The 24,802-nt window shown below is 49.7% G+C and carries 15 protein-coding genes; 5 read left to right on the top strand and 10 right to left on the bottom strand.

Annotated features, from left to right (window positions below; genetic code table 11):
- Window positions 1–2 precede the first annotated feature (2 nt).
- The 10 genes from FHW36_RS08580 to FHW36_RS08535 form a co-directional block, all read right to left on the bottom strand.
- Window positions 3–1,895, bottom strand: coding sequence for an MGH1-like glycoside hydrolase domain-containing protein (locus FHW36_RS08580; protein ID WP_145665686.1), 1,893 nt, complete (start codon window positions 1,893–1,895; stop codon window positions 3–5).
- Window position 1,896: 1 nt separating this feature from the next.
- Complete coding sequence (locus tag FHW36_RS08575) at window positions 1,897–4,986, bottom strand: glycoside hydrolase family 2 TIM barrel-domain containing protein (protein WP_145665684.1); 3,090 nt, start codon at window positions 4,984–4,986, stop codon at window positions 1,897–1,899.
- An 8-nt stretch (window positions 4,987–4,994) separates the two neighbouring features.
- Window positions 4,995–6,521, bottom strand: coding sequence for a RagB/SusD family nutrient uptake outer membrane protein (locus FHW36_RS08570; RefSeq protein ID WP_145665681.1), 1,527 nt, complete (start codon window positions 6,519–6,521; stop codon window positions 4,995–4,997).
- Window positions 6,522–6,538: 17 nt separating this feature from the next.
- Window positions 6,539–9,937, bottom strand: coding sequence for a SusC/RagA family TonB-linked outer membrane protein (locus FHW36_RS08565; RefSeq protein ID WP_145665679.1), 3,399 nt, complete (start codon window positions 9,935–9,937; stop codon window positions 6,539–6,541).
- Between the two features lie 51 nt (window positions 9,938–9,988).
- Window positions 9,989–10,978 carry a FecR family protein gene (locus tag FHW36_RS08560; RefSeq protein WP_145665676.1) on the bottom strand — a complete coding sequence of 330 codons (990 nt, stop codon included), beginning with the start codon at window positions 10,976–10,978 and terminating at the stop codon, window positions 9,989–9,991.
- A gap of 61 nt (window positions 10,979–11,039) precedes the next feature.
- Window positions 11,040–11,705, bottom strand: coding sequence for an RNA polymerase sigma factor (locus tag FHW36_RS08555; RefSeq protein ID WP_145665671.1), 666 nt, complete (start codon window positions 11,703–11,705; stop codon window positions 11,040–11,042).
- A gap of 149 nt (window positions 11,706–11,854) precedes the next feature.
- Window positions 11,855–14,929, bottom strand: coding sequence for a M43 family zinc metalloprotease (locus FHW36_RS08550; protein ID WP_145665669.1), 3,075 nt, complete (start codon window positions 14,927–14,929; stop codon window positions 11,855–11,857).
- A 66-nt stretch (window positions 14,930–14,995) separates the two neighbouring features.
- Window positions 14,996–15,235, bottom strand: a complete 240-nt coding sequence (locus FHW36_RS08545) for a hypothetical protein (protein ID WP_145665667.1) — start codon at window positions 15,233–15,235, stop codon at window positions 14,996–14,998.
- A gap of 447 nt (window positions 15,236–15,682) precedes the next feature.
- The gene (locus FHW36_RS08540) at window positions 15,683–16,999 is read right to left on the bottom strand and encodes a hypothetical protein (protein ID WP_145665663.1); all 1,317 of its coding nucleotides are present in this window, start codon (window positions 16,997–16,999) and stop codon (window positions 15,683–15,685) included.
- 13 nt (window positions 17,000–17,012) lie between these two features.
- Complete coding sequence (locus FHW36_RS08535) at window positions 17,013–18,401, bottom strand: aminopeptidase P family protein (protein ID WP_145665661.1); 1,389 nt, start codon at window positions 18,399–18,401, stop codon at window positions 17,013–17,015.
- A 204-nt stretch (window positions 18,402–18,605) separates the two neighbouring features.
- On the opposite strand from FHW36_RS08535, the gene FHW36_RS08530 reads away from it, so the two are divergent.
- The 5 genes from FHW36_RS08530 to FHW36_RS08510 all read left to right on the top strand — a co-directional run bounded on the left by FHW36_RS08530 (window position 18,606) and on the right by FHW36_RS08510 (window position 24,797).
- Window positions 18,606–19,001, top strand: a complete 396-nt coding sequence (locus FHW36_RS08530; protein ID WP_145665658.1) for an HYC_CC_PP family protein — start codon at window positions 18,606–18,608, stop codon at window positions 18,999–19,001.
- A 137-nt stretch (window positions 19,002–19,138) separates the two neighbouring features.
- A complete protein-coding gene (locus FHW36_RS08525; RefSeq protein ID WP_145665655.1) occupies window positions 19,139–20,425 on the top strand; it encodes an efflux RND transporter permease subunit in 1,287 nt (428 codons plus the stop codon).
- 11 nt (window positions 20,426–20,436) lie between these two features.
- Entirely contained in the window at window positions 20,437–22,371 is a 1,935-nt protein-coding gene (locus FHW36_RS08520) for an efflux RND transporter permease subunit (RefSeq protein ID WP_145665651.1), read from the top strand.
- Window positions 22,355–23,611, top strand: a complete 1,257-nt coding sequence (locus FHW36_RS08515; protein ID WP_145665648.1) for a TolC family protein — start codon at window positions 22,355–22,357, stop codon at window positions 23,609–23,611. Before FHW36_RS08520 ends, FHW36_RS08515 begins: the two co-directional genes overlap by 17 nt.
- Entirely contained in the window at window positions 23,589–24,797 is a 1,209-nt protein-coding gene (locus FHW36_RS08510) for an efflux RND transporter periplasmic adaptor subunit (RefSeq protein WP_145665644.1), read from the top strand. Before FHW36_RS08515 ends, FHW36_RS08510 begins: the two co-directional genes overlap by 23 nt.
- The last annotated feature ends 5 nt before the right edge of the window (window positions 24,798–24,802 follow it).

Here is a 24,802-nt window from a genome sequence, read left to right as displayed (position 1 = left end):
CTTTATTTACGCTGTAATAACAATAATATATGTGCTGCTGACCAGCTGAAATTCTTTGCATTCAATCCTTTCCCAGTGAGGGGATGATAGTTTTCATACAACGGATGATTATCCTTCATCCCTTCTGCATGGTCCCACAGCTTTATTAACAGGGCATCTGCCTGTTGCTGGTACCCATATGCCATCAATCCTATGATGCCAAAATAAAACTGATCCAGCCATACCGGTCCGCGCCAGTAGCCCTTGAGGGGATCGAAGGCGGGATGATCGGCTGCCAGTACCGGCAGGGGTACTTTGGTATTGAACTTCGCCGGCTGCTGCATGACGGCCGCTACGCCCGCTGCCTGCGCAGGCGTGGCAATACCCGCCCACAGGGGTATCCAGCCTTCCGCTCCCTGTACTTTTACCAGGGAACCGTGACTATCATAATAAAACCCCGTAGCCGTATCAAAATATTGCTGATTAATTTTTTCTTTCAACGCTGCTGCCGGAGCCGTCCAGGTATCCTCCAGATGCAACAGGGCGGCCATTTTGCCAAGATACTGTTTTTCTGCATAGAGGTAGGCATTCAAATCGACCGACGACTGATCCAGCGACCAGGCATAGTCGTGGTTTTGCTGCATACGGGCGTGATCGAACCGTACGGCATTGTCCATACCACTTTCCCAGGCGGCGGCGATGCGGGTGCCATCGGTAGCGCCGTACTCGCAAAGGCTATCCCGGTCGTGATCCCTGTCGGCATACCACCACCGGTGATAACGTACCAACGGTGCATACATCTCTCTCACAAAAGTGGTATCGCCGGTATGCCGGAATACTTCCCATACTGCCCATGCGGCCAATGGAGGCTTGGTATCGCGGGCATTGTTTTCGCTGCTGTCGGCATAGATACAATCGATCACCATCCCATCGGGTTGCTGATAATCAAACATCGCACGGATGTTATCTTTTGCCAATGCAGGATGAAACAGACAGGTGGCGGCAGCCTGTTTCCAGCTGTCCCACGCCCAGAAGCCATAGAAGCCCTGGTAGCTGGCGGAAGGAAAAATTCCGTCATGCTTCAGGTTACCGTATGTACTGCGCCAGTTGGTCATCAATGTCATCAGGCATTTTACTTTCAGGCGCTGCAGGATGGTATCGTTGCCCAACACCGATTGCAGGTAGCCATTCCAGCGGGAACGGTTTTGTTGTAATGCCACGTCAAAGCCGGTAGTGGCGGTGTCCTGCTGCCGGTAGCTCTGGAGCTGCGTTTCCTGCCAATGGCCTTTGGCCGGTAACAGGATCGTTTTCGCCGACGTATAGCCGGTATCTGTGAAATGGATATTCCATTTGCCGGCAGACAAATAATCGATATAGAACGTATGCCCATTTACGTTAGTACTCAGTTGTTGGCCATGCTGCTGCCATTCTTTTGATGGCAGGGAGACGCTTCCCTCCCACTGCAGGTGCAGCCGGAGGGGTTTGCGGCCCAGGTTGGTCAATTCTGTCTGGAGCATGGCGGTGGTGCGGCTGGTAAAAATCAGGCGCAGACGCACGCGTATGTCTTTCAGCCGGTAACTTTGTTCTATCAGCCCAGGGTAATAGTGTGCGGTGCCATTTTCCGGTTGCCACGTTTTGCCCTGTACAGATACATGCAATTTCGCGATGCTGTTGCTTAGCCATCGCCCGTTCATTTCCATCAGCAGGGGGCCAATAAAACCCCCGTAGTCGGCGCTGCGTGCGGGCAATGCGTAAGCATGCCAGGCCCCCATGTCTGAAAAAAAATTGATGGCTACATCAGCATTGTTTTTTACAAAATGCTTTATATCCAATACGTCTGTAAACTGCTGCCTGTCTACCTGTTGCGCCTTTACCGCAAGGGTGCTGCAACACAATAACCACCACCATTTCCTCATACTATTCGAATCTTAGTTTAGCTTGTTGTACCGCGTTCATGCCGGGCATTAATCTTCTTAATGTAAATGAATATTGATAAGGGCGGCAGGGTAATAAGTATTGTGGATGCGGTTTAGCGCCCCAGCTGTTATCTCCCCCTACTCCCTGTTGCAGGTAATCGATATCCCACCACACCCCGTTCTCATTGAGAATGGAATGGCCGTGTTTATTCTGCCGGCGGTCGAAGTCCAGTTGCGCCATGTCAAAATGAAGCACGCCTGCGCTGAGCAATGTATCCGACAGGAACATCCAGCCGGATTTATCTTTATCCTGCATGGCCATCCAGCTCACATCGGTGCGGTGCCCGCTTTCCTGCGCACGGGGATAAGGATGGAACAGCGCATCTGCCGGCATCGTATATACGTCGATGTCAGCTGCGTATTTCCGGTCCTGGTAGTTATCGAACGGGCCCCGTCCCTGCCAGCTTACCTGGTCGTAGCTGGCCGGCAAGATCATGCGCATGCCCATGCGCGGCAGTTCCGGCAAGGTGGTATCTGCAGGCATAAATTCGGCCACCACGTTGATATCGCCATTTACAAATACCGTATAGGTGGTGGTATAGGTTACCTTTACGGCCGGCAGGTAATGTATTGTTTTCACCTCCATACGGGTAGCATTTACCGGTGTAATTTTCAGCTGCTTCAGTTCCACATTTTGCAGCGCCTGTTGCCAGATATCGCAACGGATTTGCCCGCTGTTGCCAATATCATTATCGGTGGCTGCCCGCCAGAAGTTAGGCTGTAAAGGGGCCTGCAGGAGGGATTGGTTGCCGGAGGTATAGCTGTCGAGCCAACCGGTTGTTTTGTTAAACCTGGCTTTGAACAAGGTATTGCCAATCGTACCATCTTCCGTTACCAGCAAGGATGGTCCATCCATTACCTGTTTTACCACCGGTATATAGGTGGGTAACGGATATTGCTCCGTGGCCACTACCGCCTGGTCAGGCGATGATGTTTCAAAGTGCAGGTAATAGTGCGTGCCAGCGTTGGGGGTAAAACCGGGCAGGGCAATGGTCAGCAGCGTGTCTTTACCCGGCGCCAGGGCCAGCGGTGGCACTAAGCCGGTGGCGATGTCTGCACCATCTCCCCTGATTTTCCAGCGGATCGTATAGTCTTGCAGGTTAGTAAAATCAAACCGGTTAATGATACGCCATTGTGTTCCTGCCGGCCTGATTTGTATGTTCTGGTATACTTTCCTGACTTCAAATGCCTGCGGATGCGGGGTGCGGTCGGCTGCCAGCATGCCGTCGGCACAGAAACTGGTATCACTGGTGGCGCCTACGGTGCCCATGTCGGCGCCATAGGCCCATATCTGCCGGCCATTGGCATCCGTTTTTAAAAAGGTCTGGTCAGCAAAATCCCAGATAAAGCCGCCCTGCAATCGGGGATGCTGGTAAAACAGTTCCCAGTCGTCCTGCAGGTTACCACCACCATTACCCATCATATGCGCATATTCACATTGAATAATGGGACGCGGGTCATTTGCCGGCAGGTATTTTTGCTGTAGCGTATAGATCGATTTATACATCGGGCAAATGATGTCTGTCCACGGATTAGAGCCAGCCGCTTCATATTGCACCGGCCGGGTATTATCTTTTGCCTTGATATATTTATAGGTGGAGATGAAGTTATTGCCAAAACCGCTTTCATTGCCCAGCGACCAGGTAATGATGCTGCAATAATTTTTATCTCGTTCCACCATGCGCTTAGTCCGGTGCAGGTAGGCCTGTTCCCATTCGGGCTTATCGGACAATGTTTGTAGTGGTGTCAGCGACATGCCGTCGCATTCAATGTTTGCTTCATCCACCAGGTAAATACCATATTCATCGCAGAGGTCGTACCATTCCTCCGTATCCGGGTAATGGCTGTTGCGCACGGCGTTGATATTGTATTGCTTCATCACAGCAATATCGTGGCGCATACCTTCATGCGATATCACGCGGGCACGGTACATATCGTGTTCATGACGGTTAACGCCTTTGATATGGATAGGTACGCCGTTTAGCAGCAGCTGTCCGCCTTTGATTTCAACGGTACGAAAGCCAATGCGATGGGCTATGCTTTCCAGCTCGGCGCCATTCCGGTCGTAATGCGTCATCACTAAAGTATACAGGGCAGGGCGTTCCGCATTCCAGGACCTGATGTCGGTCAACCCTGCATTCATCTCCCAGGAACTATCCTTCCCTATCTGCCATTCTTTTGTTAAGATAGTTTTATCCTGATCCAGTAGCTTCACACTGATGCGTTGCCCCGCCTCTGCCGGCAAAGGCCGGCGGTTCAGTTGCAGCAACAGGTCCAGGTTACCATCCCTGTACTGGTTAACCAGCAAGGGTTTGGCAAAGAAATCATATACACACAATTTGGGCCGGGCTACGAGATATACGCTCCTTTCAATCCCGCTGAGCTTCCACATATCCTGTCCTTCCAGGTAAGATCCGTCACTGAAGCGGAATACCTGGATGGAAACGTTATTGGCGCCTGTTTTCAGGTAAGGCGTGATATCAAATTCCGTAGGGGTTTTACTGTCTTTGCTGAAACCCAGGTAGTGTCCGTTGATCCAGAGATAGAAGAAAGAGTTTACAGCGCCCAGGTGTATCCATACCTGTTTATTTTTCCAGTTAGCGGGCAATTCAAAATTGCGGCGGTAGGAACCAACAGGGTTGAAGTCTGCCGGCACTTTGGGAGGATCTGGTTTGAAAGGATATTCTACATCTGTAAAAATGTAGCTGTCAAATCCCGCTGTCTGCCAGTTTTCCGGTACCCGTATTTTTTTCCATTGAGATACATCAAAATCGTTGCGGTAAAAATCTCCGGGCCTGGCGCCGGGGTTGCGGGCCATATGAAATTGCCAGGTACCATCGAGCAGCATGACAGCTGCACGCGCGGAATCCCGGCGTACAGCTGCGGCTGCGTTGGTATAGGGTATGAAATGGGCATGCGGGGACAAAACATGTTGAGCTACTTTTGCCGGATTTTCCCAATCATTCGTTTGTGCGTGACCGGTAGTGACACCGGCGCATATCGCGAATAACAAACCTATTTTCTTATACATACTTTCCCTTAGTTAGCCATCGGATTATTCACCGTTTCTTTCAATGGAAGCGGATAGAAGGCTTTATCGGCGGCGTACTTGCGACCGGCTTCCTTCATTTCTGTTTCCAGCAATCCCCATCTGCGCAAGTCGTAGTAGCGGCAGTTTTCCAGGGTCAGCTCCATCACTCTTTCATGCATGATCTGTTGGAAGATATCGGCCTTGACGGTGAGGTTTAATGCCGGCATTTTTGCGCGGGCTCTTACGTCATTGATGAGACTCATGGCGCCGGGCTTACCCAGTTCATTGAGTACTTCTGCCTGCATCAGCATTACATCGGCCAGGCGGATCAATGGTACGTTGAGGGCATTGTCGTTCCCTAAACGATCGAGCGATGCAGGGATCCATTTCCTGAAGGCAATCACGTTGGTACCTGCCTCGAAAATCTGGTTGTACGTATATCCATAGGCACGGGGGTTATTGGCATCGTTGAAATAAGGATCGTTGAAAACGAGGTTGGCATATACGCGGTGGTCGTATAGTTGATCCGTGGCCGTTTTTCCTTCCTTCAGCATTTCCGTGAGTAAACGCGGCGTACCGTATATTTCGCCATAGCCGCCCATTTGCGAAGCCGCCATCCAATCGGCCAGGTAGGAACCATAGGAAGCACCGTTGTTTACGTCGGAAGACTGCTGTAATTCGAAGATAGACTCGGCGGTATTTTTACCAACGCCATTGAACATGGACATATAGTTATCTTCCAGGTGATATTGGTTGGAAGCCAGTACCTTGCTGAACCAGTCGGACGATGCTGCGAGCAATGCAGGTGCAGCGCCCTTATCTTCGCCGGCGCGGTACAGGTAAATTTTACCCAGGAACGCCTGTGCCGCGCCTTTGGTGGCGCGTCCCAGCTCTGCATCGGGGCGCTCGCTTCTCAGCGGCAGTGCCGCTTCTGCAGCTTTTAACTCGTTGCAGATAAAATCCCATGTTTCTTTGCGGTCAGATAGGCCTTTGGGCAGCTCTGATTCTTTCTGTGGTACTTTATCACGGATAATAATCTTTTCAAAATCCACCAGGAGCTTATAGTGATAATAGGCACGCAGGAAATGTGCTTCACCCAGGATCTGCTTGCGGGAAGCATCATCTATCATGGAAGGCTGCATGGCAGCCACGTTTTCGAGCACCTGGTTGGTGTAGTAAATACCGCGGTAATTTTCTCTCCATAATAAATCTATGGCATAGTTACCGGAGGTAAAATTGAAGTTAAAGTGTTCTATCCACCAGGAATAGTTATAGGCATCATCGCCGGCCTCCACATAGTCTTCCCGGTAGAATTCGCGTACAGAGCGGGCTTCCACGTAGTTATCCCAATAAATAAATCCTTCTACTTGTGAATAGGCGGCAGCCAGACCGGACAGGGCCCTTTCTTTGGAAGTCCAGTACAGGTCACTTTCCAGTTTATCGGGAGAGCGCTGGTTTAATACATCCTTGCTGCAACCCGGCGCAATCGCCATTAGCGCAAATATCAGCGGTATATAAACATGTAATTTTCTCATCTTGAATAATTTTATGCTTAGAAAGACAATTGCGCACCCAGTATCACTTTCTTGTTCTGAGGGTATGCCATACGATCCATGCCGGTGTTGAGTACTGAGGTCCTGCCTATTTCCGGATCCAGCCCACTGTAATGGGTAAACGTTAACAGGTTTTGTCCGCTGGCAAACAGGCGCAGTTTCTGTATTTTATAACGACCCAGGATGCTTTGTGGAAAGGTATACCCCAGCTGGATGGTTTTCATGCGCAGGTAGTTGCCATTTTCCAGGAAGCGGGTAGATTCGCGGGCATTCCTGTTAGGGTCGCCCAATACGGCACGTGGCATATCTGTATGCGTATTATCCTGCGTCCAGGCATTTAAGGTAGTAGTGAGGAAATTACGGCCGGCATCCATGCCTTCCAGCTCAAAGCGGTTACCATTGTAGATCTTGTTGCCGCTCACGCCTTGCAGGAACAGTACCAGGTCTAACCCTCTATAATTGAGCGTGATATTGCATCCATATTCCAGTTTGGGGAAGCCTGATCCCTGGTAGGTTTTATCATTTTCGTCGATTACGCCGTCGCCATTGGTATCTTTAAACCGGATATCACCTGCTTTGGCAGCAGGTTGCAGGCGATCGCCCGCTTTATTTTTATAGTTGGCAGCTTCCGCATCTGACTGGAATATACCATCTGCTTCATACAGGTAAAACGCCCCTACTTCTTTGCCTACACGGGTTTGGTTGGCAATATGGTCGGCGCCGAATTTCAGGCCGGTACCATATAATGTCTGTCCTTCGTTGGCCAGTGTTACCACTTTATTCTTCACGCTGCTGAGCGTACCGGTAAGGCTGTATTGGAGAGCGCTTTCGTGGTGGCTATAGGTAAACTCCAGTTCCCATCCACGGTTGCTGATTTTACCAACGTTCAGTGTAGGATTATTCACGCCGGAAGAAGGTGGTACTTCTTTCGTGATCAGCAAGCCATCTGTTTTATTGTTAAACACGTTGAAAGAGCCGCTCAATCTATTCTGGAGCAGGGCAAAGTCAACGCCTATATTGGAAGAGCGGCTGGTTTCCCAGTGCAGTTCACGACCCAGCAAGTCCTGACCGATGATACCGGTCCACGGCGTGCTGCCACTTCCCTGTACATAACCACCTAACCAGGTATTGTCGACATACATGAGATTCAGGTGATCATAAGGCAGCAATGCTTCTTCTGTTCCCAGTTCACCGTAGCTGGCGCGCAATTTCAACATATCCAGCCAGCTGATATTGTTCATAAAGCTTTCTTTCTGGATATTCCAGCCCAGGGCTACAGAAGGGAATACGCTGTAACGTTTGGCCAGGTCGAATTTGGAGGAGCCATCCCTTCTTGCTGATACCTGGATCATGTATTTATCATCGTAGGCATAGTTAATGCGACCGAGGGTAGACAAGCGTACATATTTTGTTTTGCTGCCGCCGGCGCCGAAAGTACCTCCCAGTGCGCCGTCCATGGTAATGAAAGACGGATCCAGGAATCCGCCTGGCACTGTTTTCTCTACCAATTGGCCGTCCTGGATAGTACGTACAATGGTTTTACCATCGGCGGTAACGTTCAGCCAATCGCTGGTAGTTTCCTGTGCCGTATAGCCCGCGAGCACATTGAGTGCATGTTTTCCTTTATTGAAATCATAGTAAAGCAGGTTTTCCATCAGGCGTTGCCGGTTGTTGGCACGCTGGTTATAGAGATAAGCATAGGGTACGGCGCCATCGTTGGCGTTGATCCGTACAGCGGGGCGGAAAGCAAAATCAAAGTTGTTGGCGTTTACCAGGTTGAGGTTTGTTACCGCTTTCAATCCCTTCCATAAATCAAGGGTTAAGCGGGTATTTACATTGAAATACTGTGTGGTATTGTATGACTGAAAATAATGATCAGCGCCTACTGGGTTCTGGTATTTGGGCAATCCGTTTACCGTTAAGCCATATCCGTACTTCTCGCTGCTGTCGAGCACCGGGAGTAAAGGCGACTGAAAATAGGCTTCCCGGAGGGAAAATTTCTGTACCTGTGTTTTAGTTTCGGAGTAGGTCAGGTTGGCTTCTACGGTTAAGATACCTTTTTTGTATTCATTGCGGGAGCGTACCGTTTTCTTTTTAAAATCAGATCCTATAAAATTACCTTTTTCATTGGTAATATCTCCACTGAGGGCATAGGTAATATAATCGCCTCCACCGCGCAGGTTGAGGTTATAGTTTTCGGCATTACCCTGTTGGGAGATTTCATCCTGCCAGTTGGTATTAACGCCGGTATTCTTTGTCACGTAGGCAGGTAAATTGCGGCCGGCATTCTGGTACATCGTTTTAAGCACCGATTTATACCCGTCGGCATCCAGGAGTTTGTATTTACTGGTGGGACTTACCAGGCCATAGTAAGCATTGAAGTCGATCACCGGTACGCCTTTTTTTCCTTTTTTGGTGGTGATGATCACTACGCCGTTGGCACTGGAAGAACCATAAATAGAGGCCGCGGCGCCGTCTTTCAGCACTTCCATGGAAGCGATATCGTTATTGCTCAGGTAAGTGGGATCGCCGGGGGAGCCATCGATGATAAAGAGTGGTCGGTGGTTACCAAATGTGCTGAGGCCGCGGATGCGTACATCGGCCATAGCGCCGGGCTGGCCTCCGGTGCTGGTTACCGACAAGCCGGCTACTCTTCCCTGGAGGGCGTCTACCGGGTTATTGGTGGCCATGTTCTGGATAGCGGAGCCTTTTACGGAAGAGATGGCGGCAGTAACATTGCCCTGCTTTTGCGTACCATATCCCACTACTACTACCTGGTCGAGTACTTTCACAGATGCCTGCAGGGTGATGCTGAACTCTTTGCGGCCACCCACGGCAATTTCCTGCGGTTCGTAGCCAATGTAGGCAATTTCCAGTATGGCATTTTCCGGTACGCCGGCCAGTTTAAACTTTCCATCTTCCGCGGTGAAAGTGCCTTTGTTGCTGCCCTTTACCTTAACGGTGGCGCCAGGAATCAGCTCGCCGGTGGCGGCTTTTACGATACCCTGCAGGTCCTGCTCCTTTTGCTGCTCCACGCTTGTTACCGCCGGCGGCGCGGCAACGCGTTTTACCAGGATCATGTCGTTGGCAACCCGGTATTCCAGGCCTGCGGCAGCGCAAATATCTTTTAACAATGTTTCCACCGTACGTACTTTTTTATCGATAGAAAATTTGCCCGTACGTTCCAGGTCATCGCGGTTATAGGAGAACTTTAACGCGGTATTTTTCTCCAGGTAGCGAAGCGCGTTGAGTACACTCGACTGAGAAAATCCTATTTCGACTTTATTTTTTAGTCCCTCGGGGATCTGTACCCACGACAGTAAACATACTGCCAGCGCTATACAGCACACACGCCGGGCTATACTCTTGTAATAACAAGAGATGCTTTGCTTTCTCATAACGTCAGAAAGTTTATAGTTTAGAATGGAATAGCAGCCTTGCTGCGCTCACTATTGGTTGATAAATAACTCGTTTCCGGAGATATTAATTTTAAGATTAGTGATGTAAGTAATAGAGGCAATCACTTCGGATAATGACTTATTCATGAACTGGCCATTGAAGTGAATAGCCTGATAATTGCGGGGTGCTACATGCACCTTAACACCGTACCAATACTCCAGTAAGTTGGCTATTTCCTGGAGGGATGCATCTTTAAATAATAATCGTCCACTGCGCCAGTCCGATTCCCTTGCAGCATCGAACGTGCCGGCAATCAATCCGCCCCGGCTGGTTTTCACCATCTGTCCGGGTAACAGTGCCGTTGCCGCATTGTCGGCCGCCACGTTCACTTTCCCGGATAATAATGACACCTGTACATTGTTTTCAAAAAGGTAGGCCCTTACTTTAAAAACAGTACCCAGTACCTGTACAGTAGCCTGCCCGGCGGTTACTGTAAATGGGCGTTTATCGTCTTTTTGTACATCATACAACGCCTCCCCTTGCAGGATCAGGTGGCGTTCCTGCTGATTAAAGCTGGCAGGGACTTTTAATGTACTGTTGCAGTTCAGGATCACCGTACTCCCATCTGCCAGTATTACCTGTTTACGAGCACTATCCGCGTGGTACGTGGTATACGCCATGGCGGCGCTATGCTCGGTACGCGGTTGTTTTTTCCACAGCCATGCGCCCACAACAGCTCCTGCAAACATGGCTGCAGCGGCCACATATGGCAGGTAGCTTTTGCGGCGCTTTCCCTGGACACGGTCTGTTTCAATCATGGCGCGAAGCTTGCTGAATTCTTCCTGCTTCTCGGAAGCGTTGAGTCGTACACCCAGGCGCAGCACCCATTCCCTCGCCTTCTCCGTTTCCGGCCGTTTATGAGGGTTCCGTGCAATCCAGTCGTTCCAAAAAGCAACATCTTCGTCGTTACTCTGCAGACAGTAACGTACAAAGGATTCGTTCAGCATAAAATCTTCCGCCATGAAGGCCTGTAGGTTCATGAATTGCCCGTTTAATGTAAAGAGGACCAGTACTTTTCTTTTTTACTAAAGAAAATGAAAATTATTTTACTAAATACCACAATAAGGTGAGTGAGAAGAAGGACAAAATCCTGCGAAGCTGTACCATAGCGGTATGCAGGGTATTATAAATAGTACGTACAGAGGCGGAAGTTTTAAGGGATATTTCTTCCATGCTCATATTTTCATAAAAACGCAGGCGGATAAACTCTTTTTGCCTGGCTGTTAGCTGGGCCAGCACCTTTTCCATTTTATGGCGTAGCTGTGTATCGGCTTCCATGCCGATAAGCACTGCCTCGTACGACTGCTCTTCCGGCTCCTGGAACAGCTGTCCGGCATATTTGGCAGAGCGCTTATGCTCTTTGCCTAACAGTTTGCTGAGGCGGCGTTTGAAACAGATAAAGATATAATTAGGGATATGATCCGGCACGATCAGCTGCTCCCGTTTCTTCCACAGCTCTACGAATACGTCGTTGATGGCTTCTTTTACCATTTGCTGATCCAGGACCACGGATATTCCGTAATGATACAGGTTATCGTACAGTTCATGATAGATCTTATACAAGCCGTGTTCATTATGTTGTTGAAATTCGGTCCAGAAAACGGCAAGAGCTTCTCCGGCAGCAGGCTTGCTGTCAGGCACAGGCAAAGGTGCTATATTTTTATGTGGAGAAGACAAGGCCACCGGGAACAGGTTATGAGCCGCCAAAGTATTATTTTTCCGGTGAGTAACCTATGTAAAAATTAACCTCAAGTATACATATTTTAACCTTTGTACTATCAATATATATACTACGTAAAAAAACAGGTGGTAAAACCGAAAGGCTATACCACCTGTTTTGCAGCAGCATCCACACCCTACTTCACTACCTTGGTAGTGCGATGACTTGTACCATTGGAAATATCAATGATATAAATGCCGGAGCCCAGCAGCGACAGGTTGTCCAGCTGTATATGGTTGTTTCCTTTCACCACCTGGTTTTGTTGTTCCTTCTGTATATAGCCATTCACATCATACATGCGCACCAGTACTGTACCCGCTACGAGTGACTGGTAGGTGATATTGATTTTATTGGTAAATGGACTGGTAGCATTCAGCCGATTGGTATTGGTGTTGGCATCCAGTTTTTTAACCAGCATAGTTCCACCTGTCACTTTGATGGTATAATCTTCTACCTCTCCCTGGTAGGAGTCTACTCCACAGGGTTTCACATTGCTGCCATATCCCATTCTTACCCGGAGCAGGGTAGCGCCGGTTTTAGCATTGGCCGGCACGGTGATGGTTTGGGTAAATGGACCGCTGCCCCGTTTAACAAATATTTTCTCCGTGGTATCATTGAGTTGTCTATCCCCGTTCCAGTCTACCCATGCCGCTACCGAGATATCCGGCCAGTATTCCACGGCCAGGTTGATCTGCAGCTGGTAGGAGCCGCCGGCTGCGACAGTAGCCGATTGGGCGGTAAAATCTTTGTACCCGTCCCATTGGGAGCTGTTATCAAGATTGGCCAACCGTACCCGGGTAATGGTGTTATAGTTCAGTGCGGTGCTGGCGGTGCAATAGTCCTGTACGTTAACGCTGGTGTCGGCGGTTGCCGGGGCCGACTGACCGGCTTTGATGCTGCCGCCCGGCATGGTGTTGTAGGCGCAGTCCATCAGCGTATAGCTGCTACCGTTAGCCGCTACTTTAAACCTGAACCAGCCATAGAAATGCTCGCCACCAGCCGTAAAGGTAAAGCCGGCATAAGCTGTTTTACCTTTCCATGCGGTATAGGTAGCGGTTACCAGGTTATGTTCGTCGGGATAAGCCCCACCTGCCACAAAATGAGAAGTATCGCTGATAATGGTATTCAGCGCCAGCAGGGAAATATTTTTGGTGGTCCCATCGCAAACCATAGGCTGCTGATAGGTTTCCAGCCGGAGCTTCCCACTGTCGGACCATAGCCCATAGGCCGCTTCGGGGATATTATCTACCAGGAAATAATACCAGTTGTTGGTGGCGTTAATGGTATACACCGTATCGTTTACGTCCACATACTTAATAGTATATGGATCGCGGAAGCTGAGTGATAATTGCTTCTGGCTGCTGTCGGCCGGCTGTTGATTGCTGAAGGCAGCGGGCAATATATTGATGGTAACAGTTCCACTGTTAGCGGCCGTGTGACTGGTGGCACTACCGGTAAAGGCTAAACGTGCCGTGGTATTGTTGAGCGCTTTCAGCTCCACACCTAGTCCTGCCGGCAGGTTGCTGACCGTATAATGGGTATTGCGGGTAAAGTTACCGCTGCTGATCGCAAAGGTGTTGCCAAGGATACCCACTTCGGCGGTATCGCTGAAGGCGCCGTTGTTAGCCAATGCTTCGCGGAATTGTGATCTGGACCAGGAAAGCGTGGGTGCGCCGGCGTTACCTGCGGCAATGCTGCCATTGGGCGCCTGGTTCCAGGCGTAGTCTTTAATCACATAGCTGCTGCCATCAGCGGCTACTGTAATGCGGATCCATCCATAGCGCGGTTTGCCATTCAGCGTAAATTTAACGCCTATATAAGCCGTTTTGCCTGCCCATTTCGTATAGGCATTGCTGTAAACATCGTGTTCATCGGGATAAGCGCCACCGGCCACAAAGTTAGACGTATCGCCGATCAGCGTATTCACCGGCAGAGGAACAATGTTCCGGGAGCTTCCTTCGCAAACAGCTGCCTTCTGATAGGTTTCCAACCTGAGTTTGCCGCTGTTGAGCCATCCGCCAAAATCACCGTCTCCTACGTTGAAACTGAAGTAGGTCCAGATATTTGTACTGTTAATCACGATATCGGAAATATCGTGATACACGATTTTATACGGATCTATGAAATGAATACCCAGGTTAATATATGACCGGTATAAGGCGCCTGCTCCGCCCTGGATGGCGGCGTTGAGGAAAGTAATCTTTACGCTGTCAGTGCTGTTGGCCGCACTATGCTGCGTGGCATTGCCTGTGAAAGACAATACAGCGGTAGTACTGTTCATCACCTGTATCACCGGCGTAAGGCCGGCCGGCAGCTGTTGCACCGTGAAGTGTGTGCCCTGCACCAGGTTGCCGTTGCTAAGTGTAAACGTGGCGCCGCCCAGCAATTTCAGGGTATCCGCCATTGTTAACGCACCATTATTCACGTCGCTCTCATTGAATAAGGTGAACCCGGGCACCAGTCTTTTTACAGTATCTGGTAGCAAGGTAGCCGCGAGGTTGGCGGCCGACCACAAGTTATTGCGATGGGCAACGGTGTTAGTCAATGCTGCCAGCATCCGGTCACTCTGCCCGATGGTAAACATCTTGGTGCAGGAGGAATAGTCCATGTAGTTTTCTACGTTAGCCACCGGACCGCAGGAGTTGGCATTGACATTACACCCGCCATAGTTTGATAAGGTAGGCGGCGTATCATCTACCTCATCTCCCGGTGCATTACACCCGTTTTCAAACGTATGTTGCAGGTTAAGGAAATGCCCTACTTCATGGGTCAGTACCCGTTTCATATAGGGGTAACCGTTTTCAGAACAACCTACACCGGGTGCACCGAGGTAACGCCAGTTATAGACTACCCCGTCGAGGTGATTGGCCGCTACCCAGTCGTCGGGGAGATAGGTCCAGCCTGAATTATTATACACACCTTTCTGTTCTACCTCGCTGACGATCCAGATATTGAGGTATTTTTCCGATGGCCAGTAGGAAACGCTTTTCACCGCGGCGCCGGATCCGTCGGGGGAACGGCCGTCCAGGTCATTGTAGTGATAGGTTACACCGGTAGTAGGATTCCCTTGCGGGTCGATATCGGCGAGGCGAAAGGTAATGTGCAGGTTAGCGGCCAGGCCGATAAAGCGGGGATCAATCTGGGAATAATCCGCATTGGCCAGGTTATAGTCCTGGTTCAGGATATCCATAGCAGAACGGATCTGCTCCATGGTTACCTTATAAGGATTTACCGGATCGTTGACATGAAATACTACCGGGATAGTATATTGTACCGCCTAGGTAGCCAGGGTACGCCGTTGTTCCCGCATTTTAGCTACGATACTGCTGATATAGGCTTCCTGTTTACGGGCAGCCTGCAAGGAGGCCGGATGCTTTTTATACAGCTCCTGCATAGCCCTGGAAGACGAACAGTGGTCGGGCGAGGGAGCCGGCGCATTTTTTTGCTGCGCCACTACTCCTCCATTCACCAGGAGGCAAAGCAGTGCCGCTATTATCCGTTGAGATAACTGTGACATATAAACGATTTAAACATAAGGGTAAAAGAATTCCTGCCGGTAGCAACCTGCTACCGGTAAAACTACTACAGCCGACATGCAGCTGTATGAATAAGGAGCAAAAATTTTACTTCATAAAAATGGTTTTACAGATGAGCTGATAAATCGACGGGGAGAATCGGAGATAAGGGTTTTCGTCTGTGGGTCATAGAAAATTCACACCGTTGATCTGATTCTGTTTTGGTTGAAACACCGTGTCCTGCAAGGACTTTCATAAACGGAAATGTGGCGCTGTTCGAATGCTGCTGTTATATACGAATTTAGAAGAATACTCCTGGATAGTATACGCCAAAATTGATAGCTTCTTTGCCGATATTAACCCGATATCGTTTTTTATACTTCTTACTGTAATAAAAAAATCCCATACCGTAATGGTATGGGATGTATGACAGTGATTTTTGTTCAATGCTATTTTCCCGATTGCAGCAGGTTTTTAGGCGTCATTTCGTTGCTTAGCAGGTAACCGAAGCCCTCCCATCTTTTATCCGGCTGCTGGCCGTAGTGGTTATCCAGGTATTGCTTTACCAGGTCCTGTCCGTAATTATAATTAATAACGTAGCTCCGGTTCTTTTTAATAAACTGAATGCCTTTGGCTACAGATGCCTCATTGAGCAACGTATAATCGCGCAGCCACCTGCTCGCCAGGGAGTCGGACATGGTGCCATTTACCAGGCCCCTGGCCACTTCGTTACGTGCATAGTTGAGTGTACCTTTGATGGCCAATGCTTTAAAATAAGTGCTGATACCGGTGGTATCCAGGCCTGCCAGTGGCAGCAATACATCACGGGTATACGCAACTTTCTCTTCACCGGGGAAAACCATCTCTATTCCGTAGTTAGCGCTGCCTTCCGCAATCAGCGATTGCGGGCTGAACAACGGGTACAGCGATATTTCCACCCATCCTTTGTCGCGGTAGAGATTCTTTTCCAGCAACGTATTATAGACATGGTGTCCGGGGTATCCCTCATGGCAGCTAAGATCTATGGCTTTCTCTATAAAAATCGGTACATCTGCGCTTACCTGGATCAGGCTATTGTAATTGCCTTTGTACCAGTTATAGCCCATCCAGGGTTTACCGGTTACATATTCCAGGGTAAAGCTTTCTGTTGCCGGCAACTGGTAATGCGATAAGGTACGTTTACGCGCTTCCGCTATCGCCGTTTTAAAAACGGTATCCAGTTTATTTCTAGGAATGATAAAGTGGTTGGCTAATTGCTGGAATCGGTCAGCCACCGGACCTTTACCGGGCAACAGGCTATCCAGTGAGGCGATCAGTGACTGGTAATGTGATTCCGTGTAAACAGGCGCCATGGCATCGAATAAATCTTTCGACTCCACATCGAAAGGTGCATACACACCAGTGATGATTTGAATACGCCGGCTGAAGGCTGTGAGTTGTGTGTCCATCCAGTTTGCCCGGGTATGGATGGTATCATTTGTTGTGTTTTTAGCTACGTCGTCCAGCAACAGTCTCAGGTTTCTTATTGCATTCAGAAAGCTATCTTTCGGAAAGGTGATGGATTTGCCGGTCACCGGCTTCAACGAATCCGGACCATAATAAGCATCTACGAAATCCGGATCATATTGACCGATGGCTAATCCCAACCGCACATATTTTTCAGCGAGTTTATCGAGGGTCGCTTTCCCATTATCTGTTGCTTTTGGCATACGCATGGTGCAGGCAAATAGTATCAATGGCAGCAACGCCCAAAGTTGTTTTTTCATATCGTGGTATTATTTAGCGGGCAATCAGTTGTTCTATTTCATTGGCCGTGCTTGCAAAAGGCCTGCCTAGTTTGCGGCCTCCATCGGCAGTGATCAGGAAATTATCTTCTACGCGCACGCCACCAAAATTTTTATAGGCCGCCAGTTTTTCGTAGTTGATAAAGGCAGTATGTTTACCGGCTGCCTGCCACGCGTCGTTGAGCATCGGGTTGATGTAAATGCCTGGCTCAATAGTCAGTACAAAGCCCTCCTCCAGCTCTCTTCCCAGGCGCAATGATTTAAGGCCAAATTCCTTGCTTTTATGCAGGGTATCGGTATAGCCCACATATTCTTCGCCCAGGTTTTCCATATCGTGAATATCGAGTCCCAGCATATGTCCCAGGCCACAGGGGAAGAACAGCGTGTGCGCCCCGGCCGCTACCGCTTCTGCCGCATTACCTTTCATCAGCCCCAAAGCTATGAGGCCTTCCGCCAGTTTTTCGCAGGCCAGCAGGTGTACGTCTTTAAAACGTATGCCCGGTTTCACCGCATCGGCGGCCGATTGATAGGCATGATGTACGATGTCGTAAATCTCCTTTTGGGCAGTGGTAAATTTCTTATTGACCGGGTGCGTACGTGTCAGGTCCCCGGCATAGCGCATGGCATTTTCTGCACCACAATCGCACAGTACCAGTTGCCCGTTTTGCAAAGGCGTATTATGCGGGTGATTATGCAGAATTTGTCCGTTAACGGTGAGGATTACCGGGAAAGAAATATTTCCTCCGCCGGCAATAGCCACTGCCTGGATGCCGCCTGCAATCGCTATTTCGGTAACGCCTGCCGCCGCCAGCTCCATGGCCTTCAACTGCATATCGATGGTAGTGTTTACGGCCATTTCTATTTCATGTACTTCCTCGGCTGTTTTAATAGCGCGTTGACGCACAATGGCTTTTATGAGCGCTACCGATACCTGTTGCGGAATCGCAGCCACCGGGATATCCAGCCACTCGCTTAGTTTAACGGTGGTATCGCCCCGGTAGGGAGGCACAAAATGTACGGGTTGTTTACTGCTGCGGGCACGGGCCAGGAAGTCGGGCAGGGCGGAAGTGGGTCGTACATCTTTAATGCCCACCTTAGCAGCCAGGGAGGCGATCGTTTCCACCGGCCCCGTCCACATAATTGCTTCGATGGTTAGTTCATCGCCGAATAAGATCTCCCGGTTATTATCTATATCCATAACAAACGTGAGTCCCGGCTGGTCGATACCCGTGAAATACAAAAAGCAGCTGTCCTGCCGGAAGGGATAGATGTTATCCTTATAGTTCATGCCACTATCGTCGTTTCCTGGTAGCAAAATAATGCCACCGCCTATATCGGCTTGCAGCCGGCTTCTCCTGTTGATATAAGTTTCCTGTGAAAACACCGTCAAAATGGTTTTATGGATGATTAAATATTACCGGTTAAATTTAGGTAACAAACGTCAATAAAGCGTTGTCAGGTTAAAATGAGCAGATAGGTGGTTAAATATTGCGAAATACCTACCTGCCGGGCCCATCACAATAAAATATAAAACTACCCCAAAATTATGTAACAAAAGGCGCTGTTCCTACCCTTACTTTTGTATTGCATGAAAAAGGTCCTCACACTTCTGCTGGCTATTCTCTACCTGGGTTCTTCTACAGGCGCCACTTTCCACCTGCACTACTGCATGGATAAGCTGGTAACGGTACAATTCTGGCACCAGGATAGTCCCTGCAATAAGTGTGTGGCCAAAGTCGAAAAAGCATGCGCGAAGCCCTGTTGTAAAGATAAACATCAAACACTAAAACTGGAGAAGGATCATAAAGTGGCGGAGAATGATGTCGCGCTCAAATACCTGGCTACAGCGGCCGCTCCCCTGGCTACCTTCGAATTTTCACAGGCCGGTATTAACCCGCTGGCCACCTCATTTCCGCTTACCCATGCACCGCCGCGAAGTAACAAGGTGCCTTCCCATATCCTGCACTGTACTTTTCGTATCTGATTCCCCGTTAGTCCCGCGTACTCCCTTTATTTATCTTCCTGTACGCCATCAGCTCCTGCTACGTTTATAGCATTCCCTTCTTCCGGCCTATAGGCACGGATGACAGGCTATCTATGTCTTTTTCGAAATGAACAAATATGGTACATCGAATTATTGAATGGTCATTGCGCAACCGGTTTATTGTACTGGTAATGGCAGCTGCCTTGTTTGCCTGGGGGATTTTCGCCGTCAAAAAGAATCCCGTTGACGCCATCCCCGACCTCTCGGAAAACCAGGTCATCGTTTTTACAGAATGGATGGGACGAGGCCCCCAGCTGATAGAAGACCAGGTAACCTATCCGCTGGTCACCAACTTACAGGGACTTCCACGCATCAAGTATGTACGTGGCTCCTCTATGTTTGGAATGAGTTTTATTTATGTCATCTTCCAGGATGATGTTGATATTTACTGGGCCCGGGAGCGGGTACTGGAGCGGCTTAGCACGGTTGCCAGCACCCTGCCCGCCGGTGTAACGCCTCAACTGGGGCCCGATGGTACCGGTGTAGGGCATATTCTCTGGTATACTCTTGACGCACCTGGAATGGACCTGGGCGAACAACGTGCCTTGCAGGACTGGTATATCAAATTTGCCCTGCAAAATGTACCAGGTGTCAGTGAAATTGCCTCCTTTGGCGGTTTTCAAAAGCAATATCAAATCACGGTAGATCCCAATAAGCTGCTTTACTACCGGATACCGGTAGCTGCCGTGCTCAATGCCATCCGAACCAATAACAACGAATCCGGGGGCCGCAAGTTTGAGCTGAGCGACATTGGCTATATTATCAAAACATCCGGCTACCTGAAGTCGGTGGCGGAGATAGAAAATATCCCGGTAAAAACCCAGAACAATATCCCTATACGGATCGCCGATGTAGCCACTGTACAAATGACCGGCGAAACCCGGTTGGGCATCTTTGACCAGGATGGGCAGGGAGAGCGTGTAGGTGGCATCGTGGTAATGCGCTATGGTGAAAATGCCGATGCCGTGATTGATAAAGTAAAAGCCAGGATGAAAGAAGTGGCCAAAGGGTTTCCGGATGGCGTAAAATTCGACATCGTATACGACCGCGGCGCACTGATCCGGGAATCGGTAGATGCCATTAAACACACGTTGATCGAAGAAATGATCGTGGTATCGGTGGTGGTCATCCTATTCCTCTTTCATTGGCGCAGCGCCCTGAGCATCATTATACAAATTCCCATTACGCTGGCTGCCAGCTTCATCCTGTTGAACGCCTTCGGCATTTCGTCCAATATCATGTCGCTCACCGGCATCGCACTGGCCATTGGTGTGATCGTAGACAACGGAATCATTATGAGTGAAAACGCTTATAAGCATCTCGCGGAAAAATACGCCCAATGGCAGGAAAAACAACAAGCATAAATCAGCAAATCATGAACCTGATCAAAAGAATATTCAAAAAAACACCTTCGTGGATTACCGAGGAGGAACGATTGCAGGTTATTGAGCAGTCGAGCAAACAGGTGTCGCGGGGCGTTTTCTTTGCCACCATCATTATCATCACTTCGTTCCTGCCGGTATTTATGTTAACGGGGCAGGAAGGCAAGCTGTTCCACCCGCTGGCCTATACGAAAACGTTTATCATGATCGTAGATGCCCTGCTGGTGATTACACTGGCGCCGGTGCTTATCTCTTTTTTCATGAAAGGTAAATTCCGTCCCGATCATGATAACCCCATTAACCGGGTACTGGAACGTGTATACGAACCGGTGATAAAAGTTATACTGAAATGGCGAAAAACCACCATTGCCATTAATATCATTGCACTCGTGATCACGATTCCTTTGTTAAAGAGCCTGGGTAGCGAGTTTATGCCACCCCTCGATGAACAAAGCATTTTGTTTATGCCCGTTACACTGCCGGATATTTCCAATGCAGAGGCCAAGCGCATCCTGCAGGTGCAGGATAAAATCATTAAGTCAGTACCGGAAGTAGATAAGGTATTGGGGAAAGCCGGCCGCGCCAGCACGGCTACTGACAACTCTCCTATCAGCATGATTGAAACCATTATCATGCTGAAGCCACAGTCGCAATGGCGGAAAGGAAAAACCAAAAAAGATATCATCAACGAGCTGGATGCCAAATTGCAGATTCCTGGTGTAGTAAATGGCTGGACGCAACCTATCATTAACCGTATCAACATGCTGGCTACTGGTATTCGTACCGACGTAGGCGTGAAGGTATACGGACAAAACCTGGACTCCATTGCCGCCGTGTCGGAGCGCGTAAAGCAGGTGCTGGAAGGAACACCTGGCATTATGGATCTTTATGTAGAGCCAGTGACGGGTGGTAAATATCTCAGCATAGATATACGAAGAGCCGACCTGGCACGCTATGGACTTACTGCCAACGACGTAAACCAAACTGTAGAAACGGCGCTGGGAGGTGCTTCCGTAGGTAATACTATAGAAGGACGGCAACGTTTTTCGATCAGCGTGCGTTTAGCACAAGAATATCGTAACAGCGTGGAGCGTATACAACGCATTCCGCTGATGTCGGCAGCTTCCGGGGAAGTGCCTTTGTCGGCCGTAGCAGATGTAAAATTTGTAGATGGCCCGCCGATGATCACCTCCGAAAATGCGATGCTGCGCGGCGCCGTATTATTCAATGTGCGCGGCCGCGACCTGGGCAGCACCGTAAAAGATGCCGTTGACAAGATGAGCCAGGCGAAAGGCGTACTGCCTGCCGGCTACTACCTGGAGTGGAGCGGGCAATACGAAAACCTGATACGGGGACAGCAAACGCTGATGTGGATTGCGCCGGTGGTGCTGGTCATTATTTTCTTCTCTCTCTATTTTGCTTTCCACTCCATACGGGAAGCGTTTTTAAGCCTGATTACCGTTCCGTTTGCACTTATCGGCGGGGCTTATATGATCTATTTCTGGGGCGTAAACCTGTCGGTGGCCGTAGCCGTGGGCTTCATCGCTTTGTTTGGCATTGCCGTGGAAACCGGTATTGTGATGGTGATATACCTCAACGACGCCATGCAACAGCTGGTGCAGCTGAAGGGTAATTCGGCTGCCACCATTACGAAAGATGACCTGCGGCGATATGTGATATATGGCGCAGCGAAACGCCTGCGGCCCAAGCTGATGACAGTATGTGTGTCGTTGTTTGGACTGGTACCCGTATTGTGGGCCACCGGTGTAGGCACCGATGTGATGAAGCCCATTGTATTGCCCATGATAGGCGGAGTACTCACCTCCTCCACCCATATCCTGCTGGTAACTCCCTTGATTTTTTTAATGTCGAAAGAATATGAATTGCGCAAGTATGGTAAACTGGAAATTCATGAAACACATCACTAAACATATCCTGGCAGTGCTGCTGGGGGCAGCGCCCCTGCCGCTGTTGGCGCAAAGTGCGCCGGTGCTATCGCTGGATACGATACTAGAACGGGTAGACAACAATAATATCCTGCTGCAATCGTACGACCTGAAAGCCGCCGGTTTCCAGCAGCGCGCTTCCGCCGCCACCGCGTGGATGGCGCCCATGGTAGGCATAGGTACCTTTATGACGCCCTATCCCGGCCAAAAAGTGATGGATGAACGCGACAAAGGCAGTCTGATGCTACAGCTGGAGCAGGACATTCCCAACCCGGCCAAACTCAATGCCAGGAAGCGATATATTGCCTCGCAGGGAAACATTGAACACGCCACCAGGGCTATCACCCTTAATGAGCTGAAAGCACAGGCCAAACGATTGTATGTAAACTGGCTCATTGCGCAACAACGGATAAGTGTATTGCATGAAAATGAAAAAATCATGCAAACGATGAAGAAAATAGAAGAAGTAAGGTATCCGTACAATCAATCTCAATTAATCGGTGTATTTAAGGCCAATGCAAAAATTGAAGACAACCGCAACATGATCCGCATGCAGGAAGGCAGTATCGCCAAAGCCAGGTCCTGGCTTAATAGCCTGATGAATGCGCCCGGCAACCAGGCTTTTGATATCGATACTACTTATCAGCTGCAGTTCCAGGCCGCCCCCGCGTACGACACCGCTTCACTGGCTACCGTGAGGAAAGATGTACTTAAAATGAATGAGAGCATCCGTTCCATGCAATTGAACATTGAAAGTATGCAGCGGGAGAAAAAGCCCGATTTCAGGATCAGGTTTGATCATATGTCGCCCCTGGGAGATATGATGCCCAAAGCCTTCAGCGTCATGGGCATGGTCAGCATCCCTATTGTCCCCTGGTCGTCCAGGATGTACAGGTCGGAAATAAAGGCCATGCAGTACAATGTACAGGCAATGGAAAAAGAGAAATCGGCTATGCTGCAGGAAACACAGGGCATGCTCTATGGGATGCAGTATGAGATACAGTCGATGCAACAACGGATTGCGGCAATGGAAGCGAAAATCATCCCGGCTTTGCAACAAACGCTGGACGCCAACTTCCTGAACTACCAGGAAAACAAGCTGGCGTTGAGCAACGTGATCGATTCCTGGGAAGCGCTCACCATGATGCAATCCAGCCTGCTGGATGAAAAATTAAAACTCTATGAAATGATTATAGACTATGAGAAACAGTTATATCGTTAGTCTCCTGCCCGTAATGGTGCTGATGGCATGGGGCCTGGTGGCCTGCCATGCACAACCGGGAGCAGCAACGCATACAGAAGGGCACCAGGAACCGGTGATAGACAACAACATTGCCCGGCTGGCCCGGCCGGTGAATGGACAGGTCATTGCCAGCATCCCGGTTACCAGGCCGGAAAGCGGCAGTCGCCTTCATTCGCTGGCTGCCTATGGCGTAGTTACCTACGATACCCGTCATGAAACCAGCATTGCCAGCAGGGTGGCTGGCCGGATAGAACGGCTGCTCATTAAATATAATTACCAGCCGGTGAAAAAGGGACAACTCATTATGGAAGTGTACTCGCCCGACCTGGCAGCGGTGCAACGGGAACTGCTATACGTAGCCGGGCAGCAACCGGAGCTGCTTCCTGCTGTAAGGCAACGCCTACAACTACTGGGGATGCCACCGTTGCAAATAGAACAGGTATTAAAAACAGGGAATATCCTGTATCGTGTGCCGGTGTATAGTAACAGTGACGGCTATATCCTGGAGAAAACGGCAGCTGTCACCACACCCCCTGCTGCTACTGCTACTCCCGCCGCTTCTTCGGATGGAATGGGGAGCATGGAGGGAGGTAGCAACGCCAGCCCCCTTCCCGCTCCCGCGGCACCAGCAGCCAGCCCGGTGTTGTTGAGAGAAGGACAATATGTGAGCGCGGGACAGTCGCTGTTCACTATTTACCAGGCGCAGAACCTCGTAGCTGAGTTCTCCTTTCCCTCGCATATCGTGGCCAATATCCGGCAAGGACAGCAGCTGTTGTTTCACCCGGCGGGCGACAAAAAACCCTTGCAACCCGCTATCATCGGCTTGATTGAACCGGTATTCCGTGATGGCAGCAACTTCACCCTGGGCCGCGTGTACCTTGATCATTCCGGGCTGCAGCCCGGGCAATTGCTCACGGCTTATATCCCCGTGATGTACACCGGAGGATGGTGGGTACCGAAGGAGGCCGTATGGCGACTGGGCAACAAGGCGGTGGTCTTCCGGAAAGAAGATAATGTATTCAGACCTTTTGAAGTGGCTACCGGTGCAGCCGTGGAAGGGATGATACAAATTCTTACACCGGTGGCCGAGTGGACGGTGGCGACCAATGCGTCCTACCTGGTAGACAGTGAGAGCTTTATTAAAACAGTTAATAACCAGCAATAATCAGT

It is taken from the genome of Chitinophaga polysaccharea, from assembly GCF_007829335.1.
GTDB classification, from domain to species: Bacteria; Bacteroidota; Bacteroidia; order Chitinophagales; family Chitinophagaceae; genus Chitinophaga; species Chitinophaga polysaccharea_B.
The sequence above is the reverse complement of the archived record's forward strand: the minus strand, read 5'-3'. Positions and strand labels throughout refer to the sequence as shown.

Excerpts from the sequence above, each read along its gene's own strand:
- FHW36_RS08560 (WP_145665676.1), bottom strand. The coding sequence starts at position 10,978 with ATGAACCTACAGGCCTTCATGGCGGAAGATTTTATGCTGAACGAATCC.
- FHW36_RS08510 (WP_145665644.1), top strand. The coding sequence starts at position 23,589 with ATGAGAAACAGTTATATCGTTAGTCTCCTGCCCGTAATGGTGCTGATG.
- FHW36_RS08565 (WP_145665679.1), bottom strand. The coding sequence starts at position 9,937 with ATGAGAAAGCAAAGCATCTCTTGTTATTACAAGAGTATAGCCCGGCGT.
- FHW36_RS08520 (WP_145665651.1), top strand. The coding sequence starts at position 20,437 with ATGAACCTGATCAAAAGAATATTCAAAAAAACACCTTCGTGGATTACC.
- FHW36_RS08530 (WP_145665658.1), top strand. The coding sequence starts at position 18,606 with ATGAAAAAGGTCCTCACACTTCTGCTGGCTATTCTCTACCTGGGTTCT.
- FHW36_RS08515 (WP_145665648.1), top strand. The coding sequence starts at position 22,355 with ATGAAACACATCACTAAACATATCCTGGCAGTGCTGCTGGGGGCAGCG.
- FHW36_RS08545 (WP_145665667.1), bottom strand. The coding sequence starts at position 15,235 with ATGTCACAGTTATCTCAACGGATAATAGCGGCACTGCTTTGCCTCCTG.
- FHW36_RS08525 (WP_145665655.1), top strand. The coding sequence starts at position 19,139 with ATGGTACATCGAATTATTGAATGGTCATTGCGCAACCGGTTTATTGTA.
- FHW36_RS08540 (WP_145665663.1), bottom strand. The coding sequence starts at position 16,999 with ATGAAAAAACAACTTTGGGCGTTGCTGCCATTGATACTATTTGCCTGC.
- FHW36_RS08550 (WP_145665669.1), bottom strand. The coding sequence starts at position 14,929 with ATGGAGCAGATCCGTTCTGCTATGGATATCCTGAACCAGGACTATAAC.
- FHW36_RS08575 (WP_145665684.1), bottom strand. The coding sequence starts at position 4,986 with ATGTATAAGAAAATAGGTTTGTTATTCGCGATATGCGCCGGTGTCACT.
- FHW36_RS08580 (WP_145665686.1), bottom strand. The coding sequence starts at position 1,895 with ATGAGGAAATGGTGGTGGTTATTGTGTTGCAGCACCCTTGCGGTAAAG.
- FHW36_RS08570 (WP_145665681.1), bottom strand. The coding sequence starts at position 6,521 with ATGAGAAAATTACATGTTTATATACCGCTGATATTTGCGCTAATGGCG.